Below are 23,141 nucleotides of genomic sequence, written 5' to 3' on the forward strand. Positions count from 1 at the left end.
GGCCGGCGCCCGGCACCCTGGCTCCGGCGCCGACCGGCGTCACGCCGAAAGGCGAGCAGAAGCTGCCTGAAGGTCAGCGGTTTCGCGGCCACAAGCCGAGCGGCAAGGAGAACACCTCCGCGACCGTGGCCAACAGCTACTTCTGGGCGAAGGAGAAGAACAAGCCGAAGAAGGGCAAAGGCGCGCCGGCCGGGCTGCGGGTGCCGGAGTCGGTGGAGTGGTCGCAGGTCCGCTACGACGGGTACGCGTTCATCGCCGTCGACGTGGTGCCGCCCGCCGGGGCGGGCGGGGAGACGACGCTGACGGTGCGCACGCTGGCGGACGCGTTGCCCGGCACCGGCAAGCCCTACACCGAGATCGACCGCATCATCCTGAAGCGAACATCCGGCCAGCTCATCGCCGCGCACCAGACGCCCTCGGCATCGTTCGCGCTCGCCGCCGACGGGTTCGCGGCACCAGCCCGCAAACTATGACTCCACCGAGCCCAGCCTTCAGCATCGACGGAGACCGCCGTGCCCGGACCATGAGTCCGGGCACGGCCAGGCGACTAGCTCAGCGGCACGGAGTCGTGTCGTGGCTTTTTGGTGCTGGCTGCTATCTGCGAGTAGTAGGCGCGTCGTCCATCATCAGGATCGATCAGTTCCATGATGTCGGCCACCAGATCACGATCGCTGCCAAATGCCTCCTTGAGAAGAATCCAGATCCCCTCACTCATTCGTGAACGGCACTCACCACCGAGCGAGGGCCGCCCGCGAGCCACCTCCAAATGGTGTGAGTCACCGCCTGCCAGACGTGTCAGTGTCAGGAGGAACTCCAACCGCGAGTCCACGGCGAGATCACCGGCGAGCGCCGCCAGGATCACTCCGACGGCGGGCACCGCGGACTCGAAGAGATTGCCCTCGACCTCGATGTGCCCCTCGAGTGTCGGAACTTCGGACGCGGTGTCCTCGGTCGCCTCCACGATCCCGAGCAGCAGAGAGGGAACGTGCTCAGCGGTGCCGCCGCAGCCGCACTGGAGCCGGCTCCAGTCGTGCCTTTTCAATTCCGCGAGAACCAGCCGGTTCACCGCCATCAGACTCATCCTCTCCGCTCAGTGAAGAACACCGTCGACGAATCCGCCCTCGCCGAACATTCCATTACAGACGGGGCAGACCTCCTTGTCCTGCCAGGCCTTGCCCTTACCGTTCCCGATCTTCTGCAAGGCCAGCGCTCGGGTGAAGGTGACATTGCCTTCGCGCCATCCGGTCTTGGCAAGAACGTTCGGCTCCGCACAGTTTCCTCGGCCGGAACAGGTTACCGCGATCTCTCCGGTGGTCCTGTTGATCCCAGCCACCCACGTCTTGCTCTTCGCCTCGCCTGTCGCTTTGTGAGCGGCATCGGACAACATGCCCTGCGCCTCGGACACCCGATCATCCATGTTCCAGGGGCCACTGGGAGCACCACTGCGGATGAGGGGCGGATCGAACTTCAAATCGATGGCGACCGGACCACGAGTGCCGTGCGTCGGCCTGGTGTCGGTGATGTCGCCGTTCGATTCGCAGATGAACCGGGCCCCATGCGGGTTGTTGTTGTTGTGGACGAGCACCGGCGTGCCGCCGGTAACGACGTAGTACGTGTGGATATCCGCGACCGTGAGGTCGCGCATGACCGCCGCGCCGGCGAAGTTCCGGACACCCGTGACGTACTGCGTCTCGCCGTCCGGGCCGACCAGGGTCGACTTGCCGGGCACCAGTTCTGCGGCGTCGACCCACTTCTCGGTGGTCGCGTCCCAGAAGGGATGGTGCGCCGTCGTCTTGAGGGTCGTCGACTCGGTCGGGCCGCGGGTACTACGGCCGCCCTTGCCCTCGACCTGGGTCTCGGTCCCCGTGACGCCGTCGGCGGGCTTCGCCGAGACCGTCACGTCGGTCAGGTCCAGGTCTCGGTTGGAGTGCAGCGCAGTGACCTCCCGCGAGCTGACTTCGCCCGTGGCCGGGTCCTTGGTCAGGACCGAGTCACCGATGTTGACCTCGGAGATCGGCCGTGTCGTGCCATCGGCCATCAGCACCAGCGTCGACGGGTCGAAGCTGTGCTTCTCCTCGGGCTGCGCGATCCGGCAGGACTCACCGCCGGTCTCGTTGTCGCCGTCGTCCTGATCGTTGTCGTCATCGTCTTCCTGGCGGGACGACGTCTGCTTCTTCTTGCTCTTGCTGGGCTCGGACTTGTTCGCGGACTTCGACTTCGTCTTCTGGGGCTTGCTCTTGTTCGGCTTGTCCTGCTTCTTCGGAGCCTTCTCCGGCTTCGGTTTCTTCGCAGGCTTCGACGGCGCCGGCTTCTTCTCCGGTTTCGGCTTCGGCTTGGGCTTCTTCTTCGCCGGCGGCTTCGGCTTCTTCTTCGGCGGTTTCGGCTTCTTCGGCACCTTGTTCATCAGGTCGCCGAGCTTCTTGCGCGCCGCGTTGACCAGATCCTGGGCCCGGCGCATGACCGTGCGGGCGCCTTCGACGATGCGTTTCCACAGCCGGTAGCCGGAGAATGCCCGGTCCGCGGCCTTGTACAACGACCGGCCGATCTTCAACGCCTTGATCGGGCCGAGCGCGCTCAACGCCAGGTCGACACAGTCCATGACGCTGCCGCCCAGACAACCGACCACCGAGTTGTAGCCGATCATGTCGAGCAGCATCCCGACACCGACCTGCAGCAGGATGTCGAGCAGGCTGGTGTTGCTCTCCCGCAAGGCCCGGACGTACTCGGCCTCCTGCGCGACGATCTGCGCGCCGACGGCCTTCATGTCACGATCGCGGGCCTGCATCGCCAGGTTGTAGACCTGCAGCGCGGCCTGGTACTTCTTCACCTCGCAGGCGTAGTCGTACTGCCCGCACTTGCCGCCCACGCCCTCACCGGAGGGGTCGGTGTTGGTCAGCGGGTTGCCCTCGGCGTACGCGAACCGGTTGGCCGCCCCCGAGTCCGGGCTCGGGTTGTTGTTCGCGGTGTCGCGGGTGTCGAACGCGCCGGTCTCCGGGTCGTACCAGCGCGAGTGCATGTTGACCTTGCCAGTGCCCTGGTCGGTCCACTCCTGCTGGAAGCCCAGCTTGCCGACCATGCCACCGGAGGCGACGACCTTGCCCCACGGGTCGTAGGTGACCGACCCGGACAGCGTGGCGCCGGCCGCCCCGAACTCGCCGACCACATCACTGTGGACGTCGGTCCAGGCGTAGCGCTGGGTGGTGCCGGACACGACACCGACCAGGTCGTCGGCGACATCCCGGACGTACCCGGTGCTGCCGTCGGAGGCCACGTCGTTGCCGAGACCCGTGTAGGTCAGGTTGGGCAGGATCACCCGGCCCACACCGTCGTACGAGTAGGTGGTCGTTCCCCCGGTCTTGGTGCCCTGGGTGATGACCTGGTTGAACGCGTCCGTCGTGGTCTTGGTCTCGATGCCGTTGGTGACCGTCGACGTCAGCGTGCCCCGCGGCGAGTACTCGTAGCTGGTGCCGGTGGAGATCTCCCGCGTCAACTGGTTGCGCTGGTCGTACTCGAACGTCTTCGTCCCGGCCTGGACCCGGTTGCCGGACTTGTCGTAGGCGTAGACGACCGGGGTCACACCGTTGTCGTAGCCGATCAGGCGGTTGACCCAGTCGTACTTGTAGGTGTTGGTCCCCGACCCGTTGAAGCCGGTGGTCGTCTTGCGGGTCATGTTGTCGTCGAGGTCGAACCCGTAGGCGATCTTGCCCACGGACGCCCCGGCCGACGTCTTGACCTCGTCGGTCTCCAGTTGCTTGTACTTGTTGTAGGTGAACGTGCGGGTGTTGCCGCCGTACTGGATGTCCTTGACCCGCGACAGTGAGTCGTAGCCGTAGACCATGTGCACGCCGGCCGTGCTGTTGTCCACCTTCGACGGACGCCCCAGCGTGTCGTACCCGTAGGTCGTCGTGCCCGCCCCATCCGTCCGGCTGGTCAGCCCGCCGTCGGGGTTGTAGGCGTACGACGAGTTGCCCGAGACCCCGGTGATCTTCGTGACCAGGCCACGGTCGTCGTACTCGACACTGTTCTCACCGGCCGAGCCGGTGAACGACGTGACACGACCCGTCTTGTCGTACGAGAAGGTCCGGTCCGCGGTCGCGGCCTGCGCCCCCGACCCGGCGCTCTTCTTGAGCCGGCCCATGACGTCGTACTCCGACGTCGTGGACACCCCGCCCGGGGAGTCCAGGCGGACCGGCCGGCCGGCCGCGTCGTACGACATCGTGAACGTCCGGTCATTGAGGCCGGGCGTGCGCGTCGTGGCCGGCTCGATCTGCGACTCCGGCAGACCCCACGCGTTGTACGTGGTGATGAACCGGTTCTCGCGGCCGTCGATGAACCGGGTCTGCTGCCCGGCCACGTCGTAGCCGAACTTCGACACGATCGCGTCCGACCCGTTGATCGGCTCCCGCTGCAGCACCAGCTGCCCGAGCTCGTTGTACTCGAACGTGGTGTCGTGGCGGCTGCCGGCCGCATCGGTGTTCGGCGTGACCGCCGGGTTGTACGCGTTGCTCGCCGCGAGGGTGTTGCCGGCGATGTCGAACCGCTGGCTGCGGGTGCGCAGCAGCTCCCCGGTGCCGGCCGCGTGCTCCTCGGAGCTGACGGTCCGGCCGAGCAGGTCGTACATGACGGTCGCGTAGCTGCCGTCCGGCGCGATCGACTTCACCGGTCGCCCGGCGCCGTCGTACCGCGTCTTCGTGGCGTTGCCCGCGGCGTCGGTCACCACGGTCTGCTCACCCAGGCTGTTGTACTTCAGGCTGGTGACCACCCCGCCGGCCGACTTCACGCTCGTCGGCCACGGACTGCTGGCGTCATAGGTGTAGTTGGTCGTGAACCCGGTGCCGGCCTGCCGCACCGCCTCGGTCGCGGTCAGCGTGCGACCCAGGTAGTCGACCGTCGACAAGGCCTGCGCCCCGTTCGGGTCGGTGTGCGAGAGCAGCTCACCGTTGTCGTCGTAGGAGTACCGGGTCACCCCGTCGTCCGGCGTGACCACCTTGGTCGTACGGCCCAGCTGGTCGTAGGTGTACTTGGTGACCGCCCCAAGGGGGTCGGTGCTGGTGACGACCTGGCCGACGTGGTTGTACTCGACCTTGGTCTTGGCCCGGATCGCCGTGGTCGTGCCGGGCGCCGTGTACGCCGGGGACTCCTGCTCGACCATCTGGCCCAGCGCGTCGTACCGGTTGGTCACGACCCGCCCGTACGGGTCCATCTGCTGGGTCGTGTCACCGAACGTGTTGTACCCGATCCGCGCGATCGCCCGCTGCCGGACCTCCGCGGCCTCCCCGACGACCGTGGCGGTCTCCGGGCTGACCGTGACGACCGGACGGCCGACCTCGTCGTTGGTGATCGTGGTGACCGCGCCACTCGCGTCGGTCGCCGAGGTCACCGTGCCGTCACTGTCCAGGTTGTACGACGTCCGGCTGACCTGCGCCCCGGCCGCCGGCAGCGTGCCCGCCTGCAACTGGCCGACCTCGGCCGCGGACAACGCCTTCTGGTACGCCTGCACGTCGTCGATCTGACCGGCGAAGATCCCGGACGTGTCCGTCTGACCGCCGACCAGCAGACCGGTCGCCTGGTTGTTGAACTGCTTGGTGGTCGTCAGCGACGCCTTGACCACACCGTTGACGTACAGCTGGGCGGTGTTGTCCCCACCGGCCGCCGCGTTCGGCGTGACCGTGACCGCCAGATGCGTCCAGTCGGTGGTCGCCGACCCGCTCGTGTACGTGCTGGCGCTGCTCGGCCAGCTCGTCTCGCCGTTGGCGTCACGCACCGCCATGGCCAGGCGCCACGAGTCGGTCGCCTTCTCGTAGTAGACCTTCAGCGCCGAGCTGCCGATGTCACCGCTCAGCGACGCCACATACCGATCGGCGTCCTTGCCGGTCAGCTTCGCCCACGCACTGAGCGTGTACGGCTGCAGCGTGTCGACCGGCGCCGGACCACTGATCGTGCCATTCGCACCACCGGCGAACGAGGCCGCGCCGCCGCGCTCGGCCGACCGGGTCACCGCGCCGGCCAGGGTGCCGGTGCCGTTGCCCGCCGCGTCGGCGGCCGTGGTCCCGGACGTCTCGTCCAGCTTCCACCGCAGGGCCGGGGTGACCCCGGTGGACAGGTAACCGGTCTGCTGACGGATCCGGCCGAGCCGGTCGTACGTGCTCCCGCCCATGCCTAGGACCGTCGAACCGTCGCTGAGCGTGGTGTTCAGCAACTCGTCCTCGGCCGAGTACGTGTACGTGCTGATCCGGTTGGTGGTCGGCTCGCCGTCCTCGTTCACCTCGACGGACGCGGTCAGGTTGCGGCCCGCGGCGTCATAGGTCCGGGTCGTCTTCGTACGCCCGTTGTTGGTGACCTGCGTGACCAGGTTCCCGGCCACGTCGTACGAGTTCTTCTCCAGCACGAACGCCTGTTTGCCGTCCGTGCGGGTCACCGACGTCAGCAGGTTGTTGTCGGTGTACGTGTACTGGTTGACGAAGCCCATCGCGTCGGTCTCGGAGGCCAGCCGGCCCGCCGGGTCGTACGCGAGCTGCCGCACCTTGAGGTCACGCGCCGACGTGGGAGCGTCCGGGTCGCCGGTGAAGCCCTTGACGACCGTCGACACCTCGTTGCCGACCGCGTCGTAGTTGGTCATCACGGTCGAGCCGTCGGCGTGCGTCTGCCGGTTGACCTGGCCGAACGAGTCGTACCCGAGCTCGACCGCGTTGCCCAGCTGGTCCCACTCGGCGATGCGCCGCCCGTGGTCGTCGTAGTCGTAGGCGACCGTCCGGGACGCGTCACCGCCGGTGGCGTCGGACACCGTCTCGGTGGTCATCAGACCGTCGACGTTGTACGACATCGTGGTGACCGGCGTGTGCTTGGCTCCGGTGACGGCGTTGGTCACCACCGAGTCGGTCACCGTGACGACCCGGTCCAGGCGGTCGTGGATGTAGGAGACCGTGGAACCGGCGACGCCCTTGACGACGTCGATCTCCTTGAGCGTACGGCCGAGGCCGTCGTACTCGTACCGCGTGGTCGCGCCGGCCGGATCGGTCGTCTCGGCGACGTCACCGTTCGGGTGGTACAGGATCGTCTGCATACCGCCGCCGGGCTTGACCACCCGCCACGGCAGACCCGCCGGAGCGGTCCCGCCCTGGAAACCGCCGCGCGTGGTGCCGTCGGTGTAGGTGATCGTCGTCCGGCGACCCAGTGGGTCGGTCTCGCTGACCCGGTTGCCCTGGTCGTCGTACTCGTACTTGGTCAGGTACTTGTTGTCGGACGCCGACGACGAACCGGCTCCGCGCAGTTCGACGAGCTTGTCGTTGCGGCGGTTCTTGGGGTCCGGGTTCTGCGTCGTCGCGTCCGGGAAGTACAGCGAGTACGAGGTCGAGCAGTTGTTCTCCGACCGGTCCTGGCAGGTGGTGACCGAGACGACGTTGCCGCGTACGTCGTACTCGTTGATGGTCATGTTGCCGTTGGGGTCGGTGACCGTGCGCAGGTTGCCCTTGCCGCTGTAGCCGTACCGGGTCTCCTTGCCCAGCGCGTCGATCTCGGCGACCTTGCGGGCGTACTGCAGGTCGTTGACGGTGGTGGTCTTGGTGACCTTGCCCTCGTAGTCCTTGGGCCCGGTGACCACGTAGTTGATCTGCCCGGACGGTGCGCTCTTGACCGCGTCGCGCGCCTTGAACTGGTACTGCGCCTGGGTGGCGTCGACGTCGGAGGCGTAGAACGCGACCTCGGCCAGGCTGCCCTTGTAGTACGGCGTGGTGTTGGAGTCCAGGTAGAACCAGTTCTGGCCGGCGGTCGAGCCGTCGACGTAACCGGCGCCGAGGGTGTAGACCGTCGGGTCGGAGCCGGTCAGCTGGGACGGGGCCATCGGCGTGGTGCCGGTCGACGACTGCGTCTTCGCGCCGTCGACGTACAGCGCCTGGGAGAGACCGTCGGTGGCCAGGACCACGTGGTGCCACTTGCCGTCGTTGACCGCGGTCTTGCTGGTCAGTGACGGGATCCAGGTCTGCGCGGTGCTGGTGTTGCAGGCGTACAGCTGCAGGTCGGTGCCGTTGGTCTTCGTCGAGCCGGGCAGGTCCAGGCACAATCCCGAGTTCGGGTTGAGCAGCCGGCCGCTGGACGGCTCCCAGTTCTGCGAGGCGTTGGCGTTACAGGTGGAGAGCACGACCTTCGTGCCGCTGGTCTTCGCGTTGTTCAGCGGCGTCAGGCACTTGCCGAACGCCCGGACCGTGCTCAGGTTGCCGTTGAGCGCCGCGCCGGGGACCAGCGTCCAGTTCTGCGCGTTGGTGTTGTTGCAGTCGAAGCTCTGCACGACCGTGCCGTCGGCCGTCCCGCTGCTGGTCACGTCGACGCACTTGCCGGCGACACCGACCGAGTTGAGCGGGCCGGTCGGGGTCAGCGACGGCGACATCGCGCGCAGCTTGCCGTCCGGGGTGATCCAGATCGTCGGGGTGTCGTACCGGGCGGTGCTGCTCGACTTCATGCCGAGCAGCACGTCCTTGGTCGTGGTCGTGTTGAACCACATCGAGACCGAGCTGGGGCCGGTCGGCGCGATGCCCTTGGGAAGGGTGACGGACGAGCTGGTGCCGTTGAACACTGCCGCCTTGCCCTGGCCGGCGCCGAACGGGCCGTCGACCGAGCCGAGCGTGACCGTGTTGTACGTCGCGGTCCCGCCGTTGACCTGGTTCACCGCGTCGGTGACCCCGGACTCGGCCATCCGCCAGTAGTTGGTCGGCGCGCCGCCGAGGACGCCGCTCTCGTAGACCTTCGTCGTGCCGACGATCGCCGGGGGCTCCGGGACCCACGACTCGCCGTTGCCGTCGACGACCTTGCTCACCCGGCTGGAGGCCGGGTCGTAGGAGATCTCGGCGGTGGCGTTGCCGGAGGGCCGGACGATCTTGGTCAGCAGGCTCACCGCGGACCGCGAGTCGTACAGGTCGGCGGCGAGCTGCCCGTCGACCGAGGTGTCGAACTGCGCCACCTCGGCGATCTGGCCGGTGAAGTAGTCCCGGGTGCCGAGGTTGCTGTTCGCGTTGGCGTGCGACTGGTTGGGCCAGCCACCGCCGAGGAAGCCCTTGCCGATGAACGAGGAGGCCGGGGCGGTGTCCTGCACGGTCACCCCGGTCTCGGAGGCGACCGGCTTGCCGTCCAGGTACAGGTCCTGCCGGTTGCCGGACGAGGACAGCATCACGTGGTGCCAGGCGTTGTCGTTCACCTTGACCGGCGAGGTCACGCCGCCGACAGTGGTGGTCGCCGCCATCGGGGTGTGGATCCGGGTCAGGAACAGCTGGTCGACCGGGCGCGTCTTGCCACACGCCCAGATCTGCATCAGTGCGCCGGCCTGCGAGCCGTCACCGACCGAGTCCAGGCACAGCCCGGAGAAGTCGCTGATGATCTGGCCGTCGGCCTGCACGTCCCAGCGCTGGCTGCCGGCCGTCGAGGCGCAGGTGTTGATGACCAGGTCGGTGCCGTTGACCGCCTCCTGGTCCTCGGTGTCCACGCACTTGACGACGCCGCCCGTGGTGACCTGCAGCTGCCGGCTGGTGGTCCAGGTGAAGACCTGGTTGGCGGTGCCGGCACAGGCCGCGAGGGCCAGCCGGGTCTTGTTGGTCGACACGTTGCCGGGCACGGTGAGGCACTGGCCCTGACCGACAGCGGTCAGGGTGCCCAGCGAGGCGCCCAGCTTCGGGGCCTTGGCGAAGCCACCCATCAGCTGGCCGTCCGAGCCGAGGTAGAGCGTCGGGTTGTACGCCGTCTTGGTGGTCGCCGCGGTCGACGCGGCCGCCTCCATCGACTGGCCGTACAGCACGCCGTCGCCGCCACCGGCGGGCGCCTTGAACCACATGCTGATCGCCTGGTTGGCGCCGTCCGCGGCCAGGTTCGCCGGGATCTGCACCTGCGACGACGTGCCGTTGAAGCCGGCCGACGTGGAGGTCGAGCCGGCCACCGGGCCGGGCTGGCCCAGCGTCACGCCGCTGTACGTGCCGACGTCGGCGCCGCCGTTCTCCAGCATCGAGCTGGTCGCGGTGGTGCCGGTGCTCTCGTTGAGCCGCCAGTACGAGTGCGGGCGGGCGTTGACCATCGCGGTCGAGAACAGCGAGCCGGAGGCGTTGTACTGGTAGGTGTTGCACTCGCCCCAGTTGTTGGGCGGGCACACCTTGGTCAGCGAGTTGCCGGTGTACTCGTACTTCCAGGTGTTGACCGAGTCCCAGTTGCCCGGCTCGGCCGGGTCGGTGGCGACGTAGGCCACCTTCTTCGGCGCGGTCTCGGTCCAGTACAGGCTCAGCGTGCGACCGGAGGCCGCGGTGATCTTGGCGAGCAGGCCGTTCTCGTACGTGAAGGTCTGGCTGCGCCCGGAGACGTCGGTGATCGACGCGACCGGGAACTGCGGTGACCCCTCCTCGAGCCGCTTGAACTCGTAGGTGGTCCCGTCCTTCTCGGTCAGCCGGTAGCCGCCGCCCTCCTCGGCCGGGATCTCCCGGAACGTCGAGGCCAGACCGGCCGGTGACAGGTAGGAGCCGTCGTTGTTGCGGCCGAAGGCCAGCTCGCGCCCGGTCGGGTAGGTCACCACGACCGTGTTGATCCGCTGCGAGCCGTTGATCGTCACCGGCTTCTCGGTCGCCTTGACGTCGGCGATGCTGGACCAGCCGGCGCCGAACGCCTGGCCGTCGCGCGGGTCACTGCTGTTGTACGAGCGGGTGACCTCCAGCGGCGGGCCGACGGTGTTGACCATCGCGTCGCGGACCGAGGTGGTGTAGTTGCCGATCGCCGGGTCGAAACCCTGCCCGGGGTTCTGCGACAGCACCGAGGTGATCGACGGTTGCGGGACCGGGGTGGTGATCAGGTTCTTGACGAGCGACTCGTGGTTGTCGGTGAGGCCGTCGCGGACCTGCACCGTCCAGTAGTACGACTCGTTCCAGGTGAACGTGCCGGCCGGGACCGTCCAGGACTTCTTGGCCTGCCAGTCCGAGGTGGCCAGCTGGACCTTGTTGTCCTTGTCGTAGACGACGAAGTTGTACTCCAGCGTCTTCGGCCAGTTGTCCGGGTCGTGCGCGTCGGCGATCAGCTCCGGCGTCAGCGTCGCCGTGGTCGCCCCGTACGCCGGGTACTGCTCGTTGACCTGCGGGTCGGTGTTGAAGTCGTAGGTGACCTCGATGCGCGGGTCGGTCGCGTAGTCGCCGTAGTTGGCCGACGTGAACCGCTTGAACGCCTTCGAGTCGGTCTCCGACGCGGTCAGCGCCAGGCCGAAGTTCGGCAGCGAGCCGGTCGACCAGCCGTTGAACGTCTGCGTCGGCAGCGACACCGACCGCATCGCGCCCTTGCCCCGGTCACCGCCGGTGTTGCTGCAGGCCGGGCTGTTGTCGCTGATCACCCAGTTGGCGATCGGCGAGGAGTAGGTCGGGCCGGAGGAGAGCACGCCCTTGGCGTCCTCGATGCCGGCGACCGTCCACGTCTTGGTGTTGCGCCGGATCTCGATCGGCTCGTGGTCGCCGCAGTTGTACGACCAGGTGTGGAACATGAACAGCTTGGCCGACTTGATCTGCGTGCCGACCAGGCCGTCGTCGTCGAACTGGTCGAAGTGCATGAACGAGCGCGAGATGGTGTCGCCACCGTCCCAGGTGCCGACCGGCAGGTTGTCGCCGTTGTGGGTCACCGTGGACGTGCTGTTGTCGACGAAGATGTCGCCGGTGTCGGTCGTCTCGATGGTCGGGTCGATCTTCACCGGGTACTGCCGGGCCGGGTCGTCGAGCCACGCCTGGTCGGCGGTCACCTTGAGCGCCGGGGCGCCGTCGACGGTGATCAGCTCGTAGGTGACCGCGCCGGACTCGGCCGGGGAGCCGGAGTGCGGGTCGACCTTCGAGTCCTGCATGTAGCCGTGCGGCACCCGCATCGCGACGCTGCCGTCGGCGGCGAGCAGGTCGAGCGAGCCGTCCTTCTGCGCCTTCGGGGTCAGGCCCTTGAGCTTGAGCGGGAACACCCACTCGTTCCCGGCCGCCGGCGAGTCCAGAACGATGGTCTCCTTGAGACCGTCGTTAGTGGTCCGCAGCTCCAGGTCGGTGCCGGGCAGGATGTCGGAGTAGGTGGCGGTCGAGCCGTCCACGACGGCCGGGACCGCAGCCGCGCCGGCCAGGTCATACGCCATCGAGTGGCCCGACGCCGTGGTCACCGTCGCCAGCGGGTCGTCGACCGGGGTCGCCGGGGTGGCGTCCGCGCCGGTCGCGTCCAGGGACACGTCGATCGAGTTGGCGCCGCTGTCGAGGCGGCCGCCGCTCGGGGTCAGCTTGGTGTCGATCGGCTGGTACGAGCCGTCGGCCGCCTTGTAGTTGATCCGCGAGTCGAAGAAGACCCGGGTGTACGACCCGTCCTCGTTCTGGTACTCGTCGTATCGGGCGGTGGAGCGCTTGGGCAGCCGCTTGCTGGTGCTCCGGTCGAAGCTGTCGGCGTTGCCCTGCCCCTTGCCGGTGGTGGTCGCCTTCTGTGCCGGACGGTCCGGCTGCGCCGCGTCCTTGATGCCCTTGCCACGGCCGGGCGCCGTGCCGGCGCCACCGTTCGCGCGGGTCTCGTCGGCCGGCACGTAGTGGTCGACGTCGCCGATGGCCTGGCCGCGCGGCTGCTTCGGAATGCCGGTGGTCACCGCGGCCAGCGCGGGGATCTGCCGGAAGACGTCCACCAGGCCGGAGATCGGCCATCCGTCGGTCTCCTCGGGCACGACATCCGGTGGTACGCCCACCGACAGGCCCAAGGCCAGCGCAGCTACGACAGCTATTCGCCGTCTCATGTAGAGGTCCCCGCTCTCAGCTTCCTTCAAGATTCGGCGAAGCATGCGGGATGACTATCGATATCCACAAGATCTTGTTCTCAGCGCGTTCATCTGCATACCCTCCGTGGCGGTCCAAAAAGACAAGGTCACGGGGGATTCACAGGTGCGAAAGTCACAGTTCGGCATCGACACCGTTCGAGGGCGTTTGATCGCCGGCGGGGCGCTTCTCGTCATCGTCGCCGGGATCACCACGTGGGCCCTGTGGCCGGACCCGGAGCCTCGCGAGCGGGAGTACCGGGACGCCACGGCCTGCCTCCTGACGGGCGAGGAGGGCATCGGAGCAGAGCCCGCGAACGCGATCTGGTCGTCGATGCAGCAGATCTCGGAGACCACACTGGTCCGTGTGCAGAATCTTCCGGTGAGCGGACCGCAGACGGTCGACAACGCCAAGGGTTTCGTCAATTCCCTCACCGCCGTCAAATGCGGCGTGATCGTCGCCGTGGGCGGCCCGCAGACCGCCGCCGTGGACCATGTGGCCTCGGCGAACCCGCAGGTCACGTTCATCAGCGTCGGCGGCGGGACAGCGGCCGGAAACGTTCAGGTGGTCGATGCCGCCGGCGCGCCGGATGCCGTTTCGACGGAACTGCAGGAATTGGCCCGGAATTCCTCCTGACCGCGGGTTCGGTGCCACGCCGGCCGTATTGGATCTTCCCAAGGGCTGGGAGCTTTCCTACGGTGTGATCATGACTCGCACGGCAGCCGTCAACGGCATCACGGTCAGCTACGACGACTACGGCGCCGGGCCGGCCTTCGTGCTCGTGCACGGCCACCCGTTCAACCGTTCGATGTGGTGGCCCCAGATCTCCGCGCTGACCGCCGAGGGATATCGGGTCATCGCCGCCGACCTCCGCGGTTACGGAGAGTCCACCGTGGTCCCAGGGCTGACCACTCTGGAGACGTTCGCGCGGGACACGTTCGCGCTGATCGACCACCTCGAGCTCGACGAGGTGGTGCTCGGCGGCCTGTCGATGGGCGGGCAGATCGTGATGGAGTGCTACCGGCTCTTCGCCGAGCGGATCGCCGGGCTCGTGCTCGCCGACACGTTCCCGCAAGGCGAGACCCCGGCGGGGCACGCGCACCGCAACCGGGTCGCGGACCAGTTGCTCGCCGGCGGGATGACCGGTTACGCCGACGAGAACCTGCCGAAGATGATGGCCGCGTACAACGTGACAGCGATGCCGCGGGTCGCCGAGCACGTCCACGACATGATGATCCGCACGTCCCCGGCCGGTGCGGCGGCCGCGTTGCGTGGCCGGGCCGAACGTCCCGACTACCAGAAGTTGCTGACCACGGTCGCGGTGCCGACGCTGATCGTGGTCGGCCGCGACGACGAGTTCACGCCGGTCGCCGACGCCGAGCTGATGAACCGCCTCGTCCCGGGGTCGATGCTCGCGGTGATCGACGGCGCCGGCCACCTGCCGAACCTGGAACAACCGGCCGCCTTCAACGCCGCCCTGCACACCTTCCTCGACCAGTGACCGGAAGCTCCCGGCTCAGCAGCGCCTCGGCGATCAGCCGGTCAGGATGGGCGGACCAGCTCGCTGTGCCCTCCTCCGCGGCCCAGACCAGGTTCTGCAGGACCCGGGCGAGGGTCCAGCGGGCCGCGCGCCCCCGGTCCAGCCCGAGCACCTCGGTCATCAGGTCGAAGTGCGGCAGCACGTCCGTCTCCGGCCAGCGGTTGTGCAGGGCCGCGAGCAGCTCGAACCCCGGGTCGCCGACCAGCGGTTTCGGGTCGATCGCGACCCAGCCGGCACCGTCGGGAGCACCGAGCACGTTGTCGTAGTGCAGATCCCAGTGCAGCAACCGGTCGCCGGGCTCGGGCAGCACCTCGCGCAGCGCCGCCACGCACGTGCGCGCCAGCTCGCGGTCGGCCGGGTCGGGCAGGCGCGGAATCGCTCGCGGCGCACGTTCCAGCAGGCCAGACGCGATGTCGGCGAGGTGGCGCAGGCCCGGCGGCGCGGCGACGGCATGCAGTTGGGCCAAGACCCCGCTGAGGGTACGCAAGGCAGCCCGCACGTCCGCGACCCCGCCGAGCCCGCGAGCGGCGTCGAGCCGCTCCAGCAGCATCGACCCGGACTCCGCGTCGTGCTCCAGCAGGCGTACGGCCCCTCGCCCGCCCCACGCGCGCAGCGCGACCGGCTCGCCCACGGTCTCCCTGTCGACCGGCTGGAGTTTGAGCACGGCCGGGGTCCCGTCCGCACGCCGCACCGGGACGACCAGCGCAACGGTGCCGTGCCACACCTCGCCGTCGGGTCGCAGCCCCCACGCGTCGACGCAGCGCGCGGCCAGCCCGGGCAGTGCGTCCATCCACGCCGCTGTCGCCTCGCCGAAGTAGCGCACGTGCGAGGCCCGCAGCCCCTCCGGAACAACCAGCACCCACCGAACCCTAGTCACCCCCACCTCGTGAAGCACCACTCGGCCGCAGCGAGGACGCAAGGCCCGACCGGGGCCGGGGACGCGAGGCCCGACCGGGGCCGGCGTGCGCGCGGCCCGGCCTTCCGGCTGGTGCTCATGGTCGTCATGAGGCACGAATGACGACCATGAGCACCAGCCCGGGCCGCGCCCCGCCGCGCCTGCAGTGGGCCACAGCGGCCACGCGCGAGACCCGCCCACTCCAGCGGGTGCCGCGGCTCGCCCCCGATCAGCTGGTGCTCATGGTCGTTATCCGTCCCGGATAACGACCATGAGCACCAGCCGGGGAAGTTCGTGGGCGTGGAGATACCCACGAGTAGCCACGGACCGGTAAGGTTCCGCGATCGTGAGTGACATTTCCCCGGAGACGCCGGAGCCGGCCGAGAAGCAGCAGCCCGAGTCGCCGGGGCCCGTCGGCGAGCAGCGGCCCAGCGCCGCAGAGTCGCACCGCGAGCAGCGGCCCAGCGCCGCAGAGTCGCACCGCGAGCAGCGGGCCGGGGCCGCGGAGGCGAGCCGTGAGCAGCAGACCGCTGGGCCGACGGCGAAGGAGCGGATCGCGGCCGAGAAAGCAGCGACGGACGCGCCCACGGCCACCGGGCGACGCCGCGGCGCGCCGGTGGTGACCGCGCTGGTGGCGTTGCTGGTCGGCGCGGCCGCCGCGTTCGGCGGGCTGTACCTCGCCGGCTGGCGCCAGGTGCCGGAGGAGAAGTACACGATGGTGGTCATCCTCAAGGACGGGACCAGCCAGCAGCAGAAGGACGAGATCCAGAAGGTGCTGGAGACGCTGCCGGGCCACAGCGCGGTCCGGCTGGTCGGCAAGGCCGAGGCGTTCGCCGAGGCGCAGAAGGCCTACGCGTCGAAACCGGACGCGCTCGCCGGCCTCAAGGAGGAGAACATGCCGGAGTCGTTCCGGCTCACCGCCGTCCAGCGCGGCTTCGACTGCACGGCGCTCAAACCGCTCGGCGGCAACGCGGCCATCACGAAGATGTCGGTCGTCAAGCCCTACGGCAGCGAGACCGACCCGGGCGCCGACGTCCTGTGCTGACTGACCGGCGGGCCCGCGACCGGGCCCGCCGGAACTGATCAGTCCTGCTCGTCGCCGACGGCCTTGAACAGGGCGGCGACCTCGGCGTTCGACAGGTGGCGGAAGCCGCCGGGGCGCAGGTCACCGAGGCGGATCGGGCCGACCGCCGTCCGGATCAGGCGGGTGACCGGGTGGCCGACCTCGTCCATCATCCGGCGGACGATGTGCTTGCGGCCCTCGTGCAGGGTGATCTCCACCTGCGCGGTCTTGCCGATCGCGTCGACCAGGCGGAACGAGTCCACCTTCGCCGGGCCGTCCTCCAGCTCGACACCGCCCTGCAGCCGCCGGCCGACCGTGCGCGGCAGCGGGCCGACCACCTCGGCCAGGTAGGTCTTGGCGATCTCGTACGACGGGTGCATCAGCTTGTGCGCCAGGGCGCCGTCGTTGGTGAGCAGCAGCAGCCCCTCGGACTCGGCGTCGAGGCGGCCCACGTGGAACAGCCGCTGCTCGAAGTTGTCCTGAAGGAAGTTCGCCAGCTCGGAGCGACCCTTCTCGTCGTCGAGGCTGGAGACCACGCCGCGGGGCTTGTTGAGCGCGACATAGACGAGCTTGGTGTTGGTGATCACCCGCTGCCCGTCGACGTAGATCTCCGCGGTGGCCGCGTCCACCTTGTCGCCGAGCTTGGCGACCCGTCCGTTGACCGTGACGCGCCGCCGGAAGATCAGATCTTCGCAGGCGCGCCGGGATCCAACACCGGCCGCGGCCAGGACTTTCTGGAGGCGTTCGGCGGTGTCAGCCTGAGGCATCGAGCACTTCTTCCACATCGTCGGGCAGGAATGGGGCTAGCGGCGGCAGCTGATCGACCGAGTTCAGGCCGAGCTTCTCCAGGAACAGAGCGGTGGTCCGGTACAGGTATGCCCCGGTTTCCGGCTCGGTGCCGACTTCCTCGATCAGGCCGCGAGTGACCAGCGTACGCATGACGCCGTCACAGTTCACACCGCGGATGGCCGAGATGCGCGACCTGGTCACCGGCTGCTTGTACGCGACCACGGCGAGTGTCTCCAGCGCGGCCTGGGTGAGGCGCACGGACTGACCGTCGAGGACGAACCTCTCGACGTACGCCGCATACTCCGGACGGGTGTAGAGCCGCCAGCCACCGGCCGCGCGCCGCAGGTCGAAGCCGTGCCCGGCCGCCGTGTAGCGCGCCGAGATGTCGTCGAGCATCCGCGCGACGCGCTCGACGGGCTGCTCCAGCACCTCGGCGAGCTTCAGCTCGTTCGTCGGTTCGTCGACGACGAGCAGGATCGCTTCCAGGGCCGCGGACAACTCGGCGTCATCCAGGACCCTTTCCTCGGTACGGTCGTCGCCCGCCCCTTCGCGCGGGCCGGTCGGCTGGGCCGGGACGACGGCGGGCACGGGCGTGACGTCGACGACAGGTTCACCCGCGAGGTGCGCGGACGCGTCCTCGAAGCCGGCCAGGTAACCGGTGAGCTCGGCGTCGGAGCGGGCGGGCTCGTCGACCGGCGCCGGCTCGTCCACAGGCTCGTCGGCCTCGGGCGCAGCGCCGGGCACAGGGGCAACGTCGGGGGCAGCGCCGGGCACAGGGGCGATCTCGGGCTCCGGGTCGGCGGCTTCCTCGACGGCGTCCGGCAGCGGCACCTCCGGCTCGGGCTCGACCTCGACCTCGGTCGGCTCCGGCTCGGGCTCGCCGGGCAGCTCCTGCGGGGCGTCGACCGCCTCGTCCTGGAAATCACGGTCCGGCTCGTGGCGCTTGCGCTCCCACGGCGGCACCCACGCGCCCATCTGCGCGGCCAGGGACTCCTGACTCTCGTCGCTCACTGCTGTTTCTCCTCCAGGGCCGCCTCGTCGCCCTCGTCAAGATCGTCAACCGGGGCGGGCGAGTCAAGCTCGTTCGCGGGCGTTTCGTCCGAAACGGTGGTCGTCTCCCCGCCATCATCCGACCCGGCACCCCCCGGACGGTCCGGTTTGCCGGTGATCTTCTCGGGACTGCCCTCGTAGTCGTCGACGCTGAGCTCGGCCTCCTCCTCGTCGCCACCGATCCAGCGAACGGTCAGCTCGTCCAGCGACACCGGCTGCTCGAAATCGATGAGATTCTGCCGGTACAGCTCGAGCAGCGCGAGGAACCGGGCAACCACCTCGAGAGTGCTGTCACAGTCGGCCACCAGCAGGCTGAACGTGGCCACGCCGGCCCGGCGCAACCGGTCGCGCAGCAGCTCGGCGTGCTCCCGGACGCTGACCCGGACCTGGTGGATGTGCGCAATCGAGACCTGCGGCGGCCCGGGTTTCGGCGTGAACTGCTTGAGCGCCAGCTTGAACAGCCGCTGCGGCCCGATGCCGAGGACCAGCTCGGGCAGCGCCGCCGCGTAGCGCTCCTCGAGCGTCACCATCCTCGGCCAGCGCCGCGCGCCGATGCCTTCCAGCTCGTGGATGTGGGCGGCGGCCTCCTTGAACGCCTTGTACTGCAGGAGCCGGGCGAAGAGCAGGTCACGGGCCTCGAGCAGCGCCAGGTCCTCCTCGTCCTCCACCTCGGCCGAGGGCAGCAGGCGGGCCGCCTTGAGGTCCAGCAGGGTGGCCGCGACCAGCAGGAACTCACTGGTCTCGTCGAGATCCCAGTCGTCGCCCATGGCCCGGATGTAGGCGATGAACTCGTCGGTCACCACGTGCAGGGCGACCTCGGTGACATCCAGCTTGTGCTTGCCGATCAGCTGCAGCAGGAGGTCGAACGGGCCCTCGAAGTTGTGCAGCTTGACCGTGAACTTCCCGGAATCGGCCTCCGCGGCCGCGACGACCGCCGCATCGTCGGATGCGGTGAGCTCAGGATCCGGCGGAAGCTCGTCCGCGGACACCGGCTGGGCAGGCTCTTCAAGCACGTGCCGACCGTAGACCATCCCTGTGACAACATGCTCCGGGCTCACGCCCTACCAACGTCACAGATCATGGACGGTTGCTCGGCGCCACGATTTCGCCGCGGCGTCTCGACCCGAAAATGTGTATCCGATGGCTGATCAAGCCCTCGGGGCGGCCCGTTCACCCCATGTCCGGGCCCGCGGATCACGCCTAGTGTCGATGGCGACGCTGACCGCGTCTTCCCGCTAGCGGGGCCGCGGGTCGTCGCGGTCTCGCGGTTCGGAGGCATCATGCCGATCCGACGAGTTCTGATAATCCTTGTTCTCCTGCTCGGTGGCACGTCCGGTTGCGGCGGCACGAAGGACGACACCACCTCGGACGGGTCGTCCCAGACCTCCAGCTCCACCGGCGGCCCGGACACCGGGACCGGGGACGCTTCCGGCGGCCCCGGCGGGGAGCCGCAGCAGGAGAACGGCACCGGCGGTGACCCGAAGTCCGAGGGTCAGGGCCCGGAGAAACCCGCGCCCGAGACCGACCGCCCCTGGGCGAAGCTCGCCAACGCTCCGGTCGGCGCCGACCAGACGTACACCGAGAAGGTGGACGAGGAGTTCTGCGTCGGGATCAACATGCTCACCAGCCCCCGGGAGGGCGTCAGCGTCAAGATCGTCGAGGTCTGGACCACCCCCGACGGCCGGATCGACGTGAACGGCGGCACCTGCGAGGGCCGGCCGGCCTGTGACGGCTACACGTTCAGCCCCGAGAACGGCACCTGCTCGGTCTCGGTGACTCCGCGCAGGTCGGATCCCACCGGTGACGTGGGGACCCGGCTGAAGTTCCGCGGCGAGGTGTACTGCGCCGCCGGGGCCGAGGCCAGTTGCAAGTCCTGGTACGACGACGCGGGTGGCAACTCCGACGACCAGTTCGTCACGCTGTACCTTCCTGCCGAGCCGGGTCCGAAGGAGTCCCGCTCGCCGTCACTGTCGCCGTCGCCGTCGCCGAGCACCGACGCGAGCGCGGATGACTGATGTCGCGGGGGAGCTCGGGCCGCTCCCCCGCCGGCTCGTCGCCTGGGCCGAGGTGATCGCTCCGGTCAGCCTGGTCAGCGCCGTGCTGTTCTACTTCGGATACGTCTCCGCGCACGCCCAGTACGAGTACTTCGGTGTCGACGTCGACGTGGTGGGGCTGGGCACCCAGGACTACGTCATGCGCAGCCCGCAGCCGCTGCTCGTCCCGTTGCTCACCCTCGCCCTGGCCGGGGCCGGCGGCCTGCTGCTGCACCTGGTCCTGCGCCGCCGGATCGCGGTGGCGTCGCGCGCGAACCGGGAGCGGCGGGTCCGGCGGCTGCTGCGAGTCGCCGAGAGTGCCGGCGCCGTGGTACTGGCCGCCGCCGTGGCGCTGCTGTTCGCGTACCCGCGGATCGGTCTGGGGGAATTCTTCGGTCTTCTCGTCCCGGTGCTGCTGATCTGCGGCGCCGGCCTGATCTGGTACACCTGGCGCCTGGCCGACCTGCTGCCGCCGGCAGCGGAGCCCGCGGGACGCGACCCCGGCGAACCAGCGGCGGCCGACCCCGCGCCGCGACTGCGCCGGGGCGCCCGCTTCCTGCTGGCGGTGGTCCTGGTGGCCGCCACCTTCTGGGCGACCGCGACGGTCGCCCAGTGGTCCGGCCGGGGCCTGGCCCGGGACGTCGCCGCCCGCCCGGACCACCTGCCCCGCGTCATCCTGGACACCAAGGAGCGGCTCTACCTGCGCAGCACCATCGTCGAGGAGACCCGGCTGCCGGTCGCCGAGGGCCAGGACTTCCACTACCGCTACCGCCGGTTGCGCCTGCTGGTGACGGGCAAGGACCGGATGTTCCTGATCCCCGAGGTGTGGTCGGCCAGCAACACGACGCTGGTGGTGCCGATCGATGACACGGTGCGGGTCCAGTTCCAGGTCGAGAACGACGCGCCTAACTGATCGGCGGATCGGCCCCCTCGGACGGCGCCGGGTGCGGGTGCGGGCGAGGCCTGTGCTGCTCGGCCGGGGGTTCGGGCTGCTGCGGCGGGGCGTAGGACTCGGGTGCCACGAAGTGCTGCGCCGGGGCTTGCGGCGCGGCGTAGGAGGGCACCGCCTGGGCGCGCAGGTCACGCACCGGGACCTCGGCGCCGAAGACCTGGCCGGGTGGCACCAGCACACCCTGCGCCGCCACGTCCGCGCCCTCACGGACCGCGGCGTGCACGGCCTCACGCAGCGCGCGGACCCGCTCGGCGCGCAGCATGCGGTCGATCGAGCCGGTGCGCCCCGACATGCCGCCGGCCAGGTCACGCAGGAACTGCCCGAGCAGGGTCACGCCGCGGCGACCGCGCGACATGGTCCACCCCAGATAGAGGCTGCTCCCGTACGGGAAGACGGAAATGAAGATCTGGTGGTTCCGGTCACTGATCAGCAGACGGTTGTTGATCGCCTCCGGAGGCAGCAGATCACTGCGCACGCGTACGGCGTCGGCCTCCACCGGGATCCCCCGGCGACGCAGCGTGCCGTAGATCGCGGCGTACGCCGAATCGGCGCTCTGCCAGCGTTCCTCGATCAGCGTCCGCCACTCGGCGATCGACTCGTCGACCCGCGCGGACAGCAGCACCATCCCGAAGACGATGAAGCTCAGCAGGGAGCCGATCGCGAACACGTCGTCGCCCGGGGTGCTCTGGTCGAACATGCTCGGCTCGGAGACCGCGTGGACGAAGAGCGCCAGGAACCCGGAGACGGCCCAGACGACCAGCGCCGGAACGGCAGCGGACAGCCCCAGCCGGGCCAGCGTCCAGACCGGCACCGACTCGTCCAGACCGAGTTCCACCGGCTGATGCCGCAAACCCTGCATCCGGTACGCGATGTCACCGTTGCCCGGGCCCAGTGCGGGCATGCTCATGATTACTCGCTTTCCTCGTGCGCGTCACACCAGGGAGACCTGGATGCCGGTCGGGGTGGCCTGCGCGTTGCCGTTGATCCGGAACGTGGAGTCGCCGCTCTGCGACTTCCGCGTCCCGCCGGCGTCGGTGTAGGTGGCGCTCCAGTGCACCTTCCCGGTCCCGTCGTCGACGAGTTGCAGGGCGGCGCCGCTGAACCACACGATGCTGTCGGTACGGACGTCGACCTGCGGATACGTCGTCACCGACCAGGTCACGCCGATGTCGGTGCCGGGGACGTTCAGCGCGAACGGGCAACCGGCCGGCTGGGCGCCGGTGCTCGAGGCGCACCTGTCCAGTGCGGTGCGCGCCTGGCTCCTGATGCTCTCCCGGGCGCCGGGGGCCAGCTCCGGCACGCCGAACTGCAGCGACGCGACGTAGTCGACGATGCCGTGGCGCTGCGCGACACCGCTCGCCCTGCTCTCCGCGAGCAGGGTGTTCCCGGTCGCGACCGCCTCGAACGCGCCGGGGAACGCCGCGGTGGCCCGGCCCGCCGAGCCCAGACCGACCCCGTTCACGGTGACCTCGCGGCCGCGGCCGCCGTCGATGCCGAGCAGCACGAACGGCAGGCGCAGCCGCCACGCGCCGTTCTCGTTCACCGCCACGAACTCCTGCGCGACGGACTGGCCACCGGCCCGGTAGACGACCCGGACCGACCGCGCCTCGGTCCCGAACTGCCCGCCGGCCGCCATGTCCTCGCCGACGTCGGCGTCGCCCGGCCGGTACCGGTCCTCGCTCAGCGCCTGGTTGCCGAGCAGCGGGTACTGGCTGACGTCGATCTGTTCGGCGGAGGCCACATAGGTCAGGGCCCGCTCGGCGTCACCGTCGGCGAGCGCCTCGAAGTAGTGCTCGGCGGCCGCCCGCGGGCTGTCCTCCCGGCCGGCCGTGACCGCGACGACCACCCCGGTCATCACCAGCACGACGCCGGCCGCGGCCACGATCGGCAGTGCCGAACCTCCACGGCGGCCCGGCCCGGCCCCCAACGTCAGAGTCGGCCCCGCCCAGGGCCCGGCAGGAGATGGCTCGGCAGGAAGCGGCCCGGCAGAAGGTGACACTGCAGGAGATGGCCCGACGGGAAGTGGCGCGGCGGGAAGTGGCGCAGCAG

Annotated in this window: 13 protein-coding genes and 1 pseudogene; 6 read left to right on the forward strand and 8 right to left on the reverse strand. The window is 69.4% G+C overall.

All coding sequences use genetic code 11. The features are described from left to right. Window positions 1-473, forward strand: a pseudogene (locus Acy02nite_RS42400) (phosphoesterase); the annotation flags it as partial. A 74-nt stretch (window positions 474-547) separates the two neighbouring features. Here Acy02nite_RS42400 and Acy02nite_RS42405 read toward each other — a convergent pair. Beyond that, window positions 548-1,072: a hypothetical protein gene (locus Acy02nite_RS42405; protein ID WP_203754835.1), complete on the reverse strand. Its 525-nt coding sequence runs from the start codon at window positions 1,070-1,072 to the stop codon at window positions 548-550. An 18-nt stretch (window positions 1,073-1,090) separates the two neighbouring features. After that, complete coding sequence (locus tag Acy02nite_RS42410; RefSeq protein WP_203754837.1) at window positions 1,091-12,682, reverse strand: LamG-like jellyroll fold domain-containing protein; 11,592 nt, start codon at window positions 12,680-12,682, stop codon at window positions 1,091-1,093. A gap of 112 nt (window positions 12,683-12,794) precedes the next feature. Here Acy02nite_RS42410 and Acy02nite_RS42415 point away from each other — a divergent pair, with 112 nt between their 5' ends. Beyond that, window positions 12,795-13,406, forward strand: a complete 612-nt coding sequence (locus Acy02nite_RS42415) for a hypothetical protein (protein ID WP_203754838.1) — start codon at window positions 12,795-12,797, stop codon at window positions 13,404-13,406. Window positions 13,407-13,476: 70 nt separating this feature from the next. Then, on the forward strand, window positions 13,477-14,271 hold the full coding sequence (locus Acy02nite_RS42420; RefSeq protein WP_203754839.1) for an alpha/beta fold hydrolase: 795 nt from the start codon (window positions 13,477-13,479) through the stop codon (window positions 14,269-14,271). On the opposite strand, the gene Acy02nite_RS42425 is transcribed toward Acy02nite_RS42420, so the two are convergent. Further along, entirely contained in the window at window positions 14,237-15,169 is a 933-nt protein-coding gene (locus tag Acy02nite_RS42425; protein ID WP_203754840.1) for an aminoglycoside phosphotransferase family protein, read from the reverse strand. The genes Acy02nite_RS42420 and Acy02nite_RS42425 overlap by 35 nt on opposite strands. A 382-nt stretch (window positions 15,170-15,551) precedes the next feature. Here Acy02nite_RS42425 and Acy02nite_RS42430 point away from each other — a divergent pair, with 382 nt between their 5' ends. Beyond that, entirely contained in the window at window positions 15,552-16,250 is a 699-nt protein-coding gene (locus Acy02nite_RS42430; protein ID WP_203754841.1) for a permease-like cell division protein FtsX, read from the forward strand. Window positions 16,251-16,288: 38 nt separating this feature from the next. On the opposite strand, the gene Acy02nite_RS42435 is transcribed toward Acy02nite_RS42430, so the two are convergent. The 3 genes from Acy02nite_RS42435 to Acy02nite_RS42445 are packed head-to-tail and all read right to left on the reverse strand — an operon-like array spanning window position 16,289 to window position 19,138. Continuing rightward, a complete protein-coding gene (locus tag Acy02nite_RS42435) occupies window positions 16,289-17,053 on the reverse strand; it encodes a pseudouridine synthase (RefSeq protein ID WP_203754842.1) in 765 nt (254 codons plus the stop codon). After that, window positions 17,022-18,068: an SMC-Scp complex subunit ScpB gene (gene scpB / locus Acy02nite_RS42440; protein WP_239175774.1), complete on the reverse strand. Its 1,047-nt coding sequence runs from the start codon at window positions 18,066-18,068 to the stop codon at window positions 17,022-17,024. Before scpB ends, Acy02nite_RS42435 begins: the two co-directional genes overlap by 32 nt. Beyond that, the gene (locus Acy02nite_RS42445) at window positions 18,065-19,138 is read right to left on the reverse strand and encodes a segregation and condensation protein A (protein ID WP_203754844.1); all 1,074 of its coding nucleotides are present in this window, start codon (window positions 19,136-19,138) and stop codon (window positions 18,065-18,067) included. The genes scpB and Acy02nite_RS42445 overlap by 4 nt, the downstream gene beginning before the upstream one ends. A gap of 249 nt (window positions 19,139-19,387) precedes the next feature. Here Acy02nite_RS42445 and Acy02nite_RS42450 point away from each other — a divergent pair, with 249 nt between their 5' ends. Together Acy02nite_RS42450 and Acy02nite_RS42455 are read left to right on the forward strand one after the other, a co-directional pair. Then, window positions 19,388-20,122, forward strand: a complete 735-nt coding sequence (locus tag Acy02nite_RS42450) for a hypothetical protein (RefSeq protein ID WP_203754848.1) — start codon at window positions 19,388-19,390, stop codon at window positions 20,120-20,122. After that, window positions 20,115-21,053, forward strand: coding sequence for a hypothetical protein (locus tag Acy02nite_RS42455; protein WP_203754851.1), 939 nt, complete (start codon window positions 20,115-20,117; stop codon window positions 21,051-21,053). Before Acy02nite_RS42450 ends, Acy02nite_RS42455 begins: the two co-directional genes overlap by 8 nt. Here the strand turns inward: Acy02nite_RS42455 and Acy02nite_RS42460 are convergent. Then, a complete protein-coding gene (locus Acy02nite_RS42460) occupies window positions 21,046-21,999 on the reverse strand; it encodes an adhesin (RefSeq protein WP_203754854.1) in 954 nt (317 codons plus the stop codon). The two genes, Acy02nite_RS42455 and Acy02nite_RS42460, sit on opposite strands and share 8 nt — an antisense overlap. A 24-nt stretch (window positions 22,000-22,023) precedes the next feature. Next, the gene (locus Acy02nite_RS42465; protein ID WP_203754857.1) at window positions 22,024-22,974 is read right to left on the reverse strand and encodes a hypothetical protein; all 951 of its coding nucleotides are present in this window, start codon (window positions 22,972-22,974) and stop codon (window positions 22,024-22,026) included. Between the last annotated feature and the right edge of the window lie 167 nt (window positions 22,975-23,141).

The organism is Actinoplanes cyaneus, assembly GCF_016862095.1.
Taxonomy (GTDB): domain Bacteria; phylum Actinomycetota; class Actinomycetes; order Mycobacteriales; family Micromonosporaceae; genus Actinoplanes; species Actinoplanes cyaneus.

Excerpts from the sequence above, each read along its gene's own strand:
- Acy02nite_RS42405 (WP_203754835.1), bottom strand. The coding sequence starts at position 1,072 with ATGGCGGTGAACCGGCTGGTTCTCGCGGAATTGAAAAGGCACGACTGG.
- Acy02nite_RS42415 (WP_203754838.1), top strand. The coding sequence starts at position 12,795 with ATGCGGGATGACTATCGATATCCACAAGATCTTGTTCTCAGCGCGTTC.
- Acy02nite_RS42420 (WP_203754839.1), top strand. The coding sequence starts at position 13,477 with ATGACTCGCACGGCAGCCGTCAACGGCATCACGGTCAGCTACGACGAC.
- Acy02nite_RS42435 (WP_203754842.1), bottom strand. The coding sequence starts at position 17,053 with ATGTGGAAGAAGTGCTCGATGCCTCAGGCTGACACCGCCGAACGCCTC.
- Acy02nite_RS42445 (WP_203754844.1), bottom strand. The coding sequence starts at position 19,138 with ATGGTCTACGGTCGGCACGTGCTTGAAGAGCCTGCCCAGCCGGTGTCC.
- Acy02nite_RS42450 (WP_203754848.1), top strand. The coding sequence starts at position 19,388 with ATGCCGATCCGACGAGTTCTGATAATCCTTGTTCTCCTGCTCGGTGGC.
- Acy02nite_RS42455 (WP_203754851.1), top strand. The coding sequence starts at position 20,115 with ATGACTGATGTCGCGGGGGAGCTCGGGCCGCTCCCCCGCCGGCTCGTC.
- Acy02nite_RS42460 (WP_203754854.1), bottom strand. The coding sequence starts at position 21,999 with ATGAGCATGCCCGCACTGGGCCCGGGCAACGGTGACATCGCGTACCGG.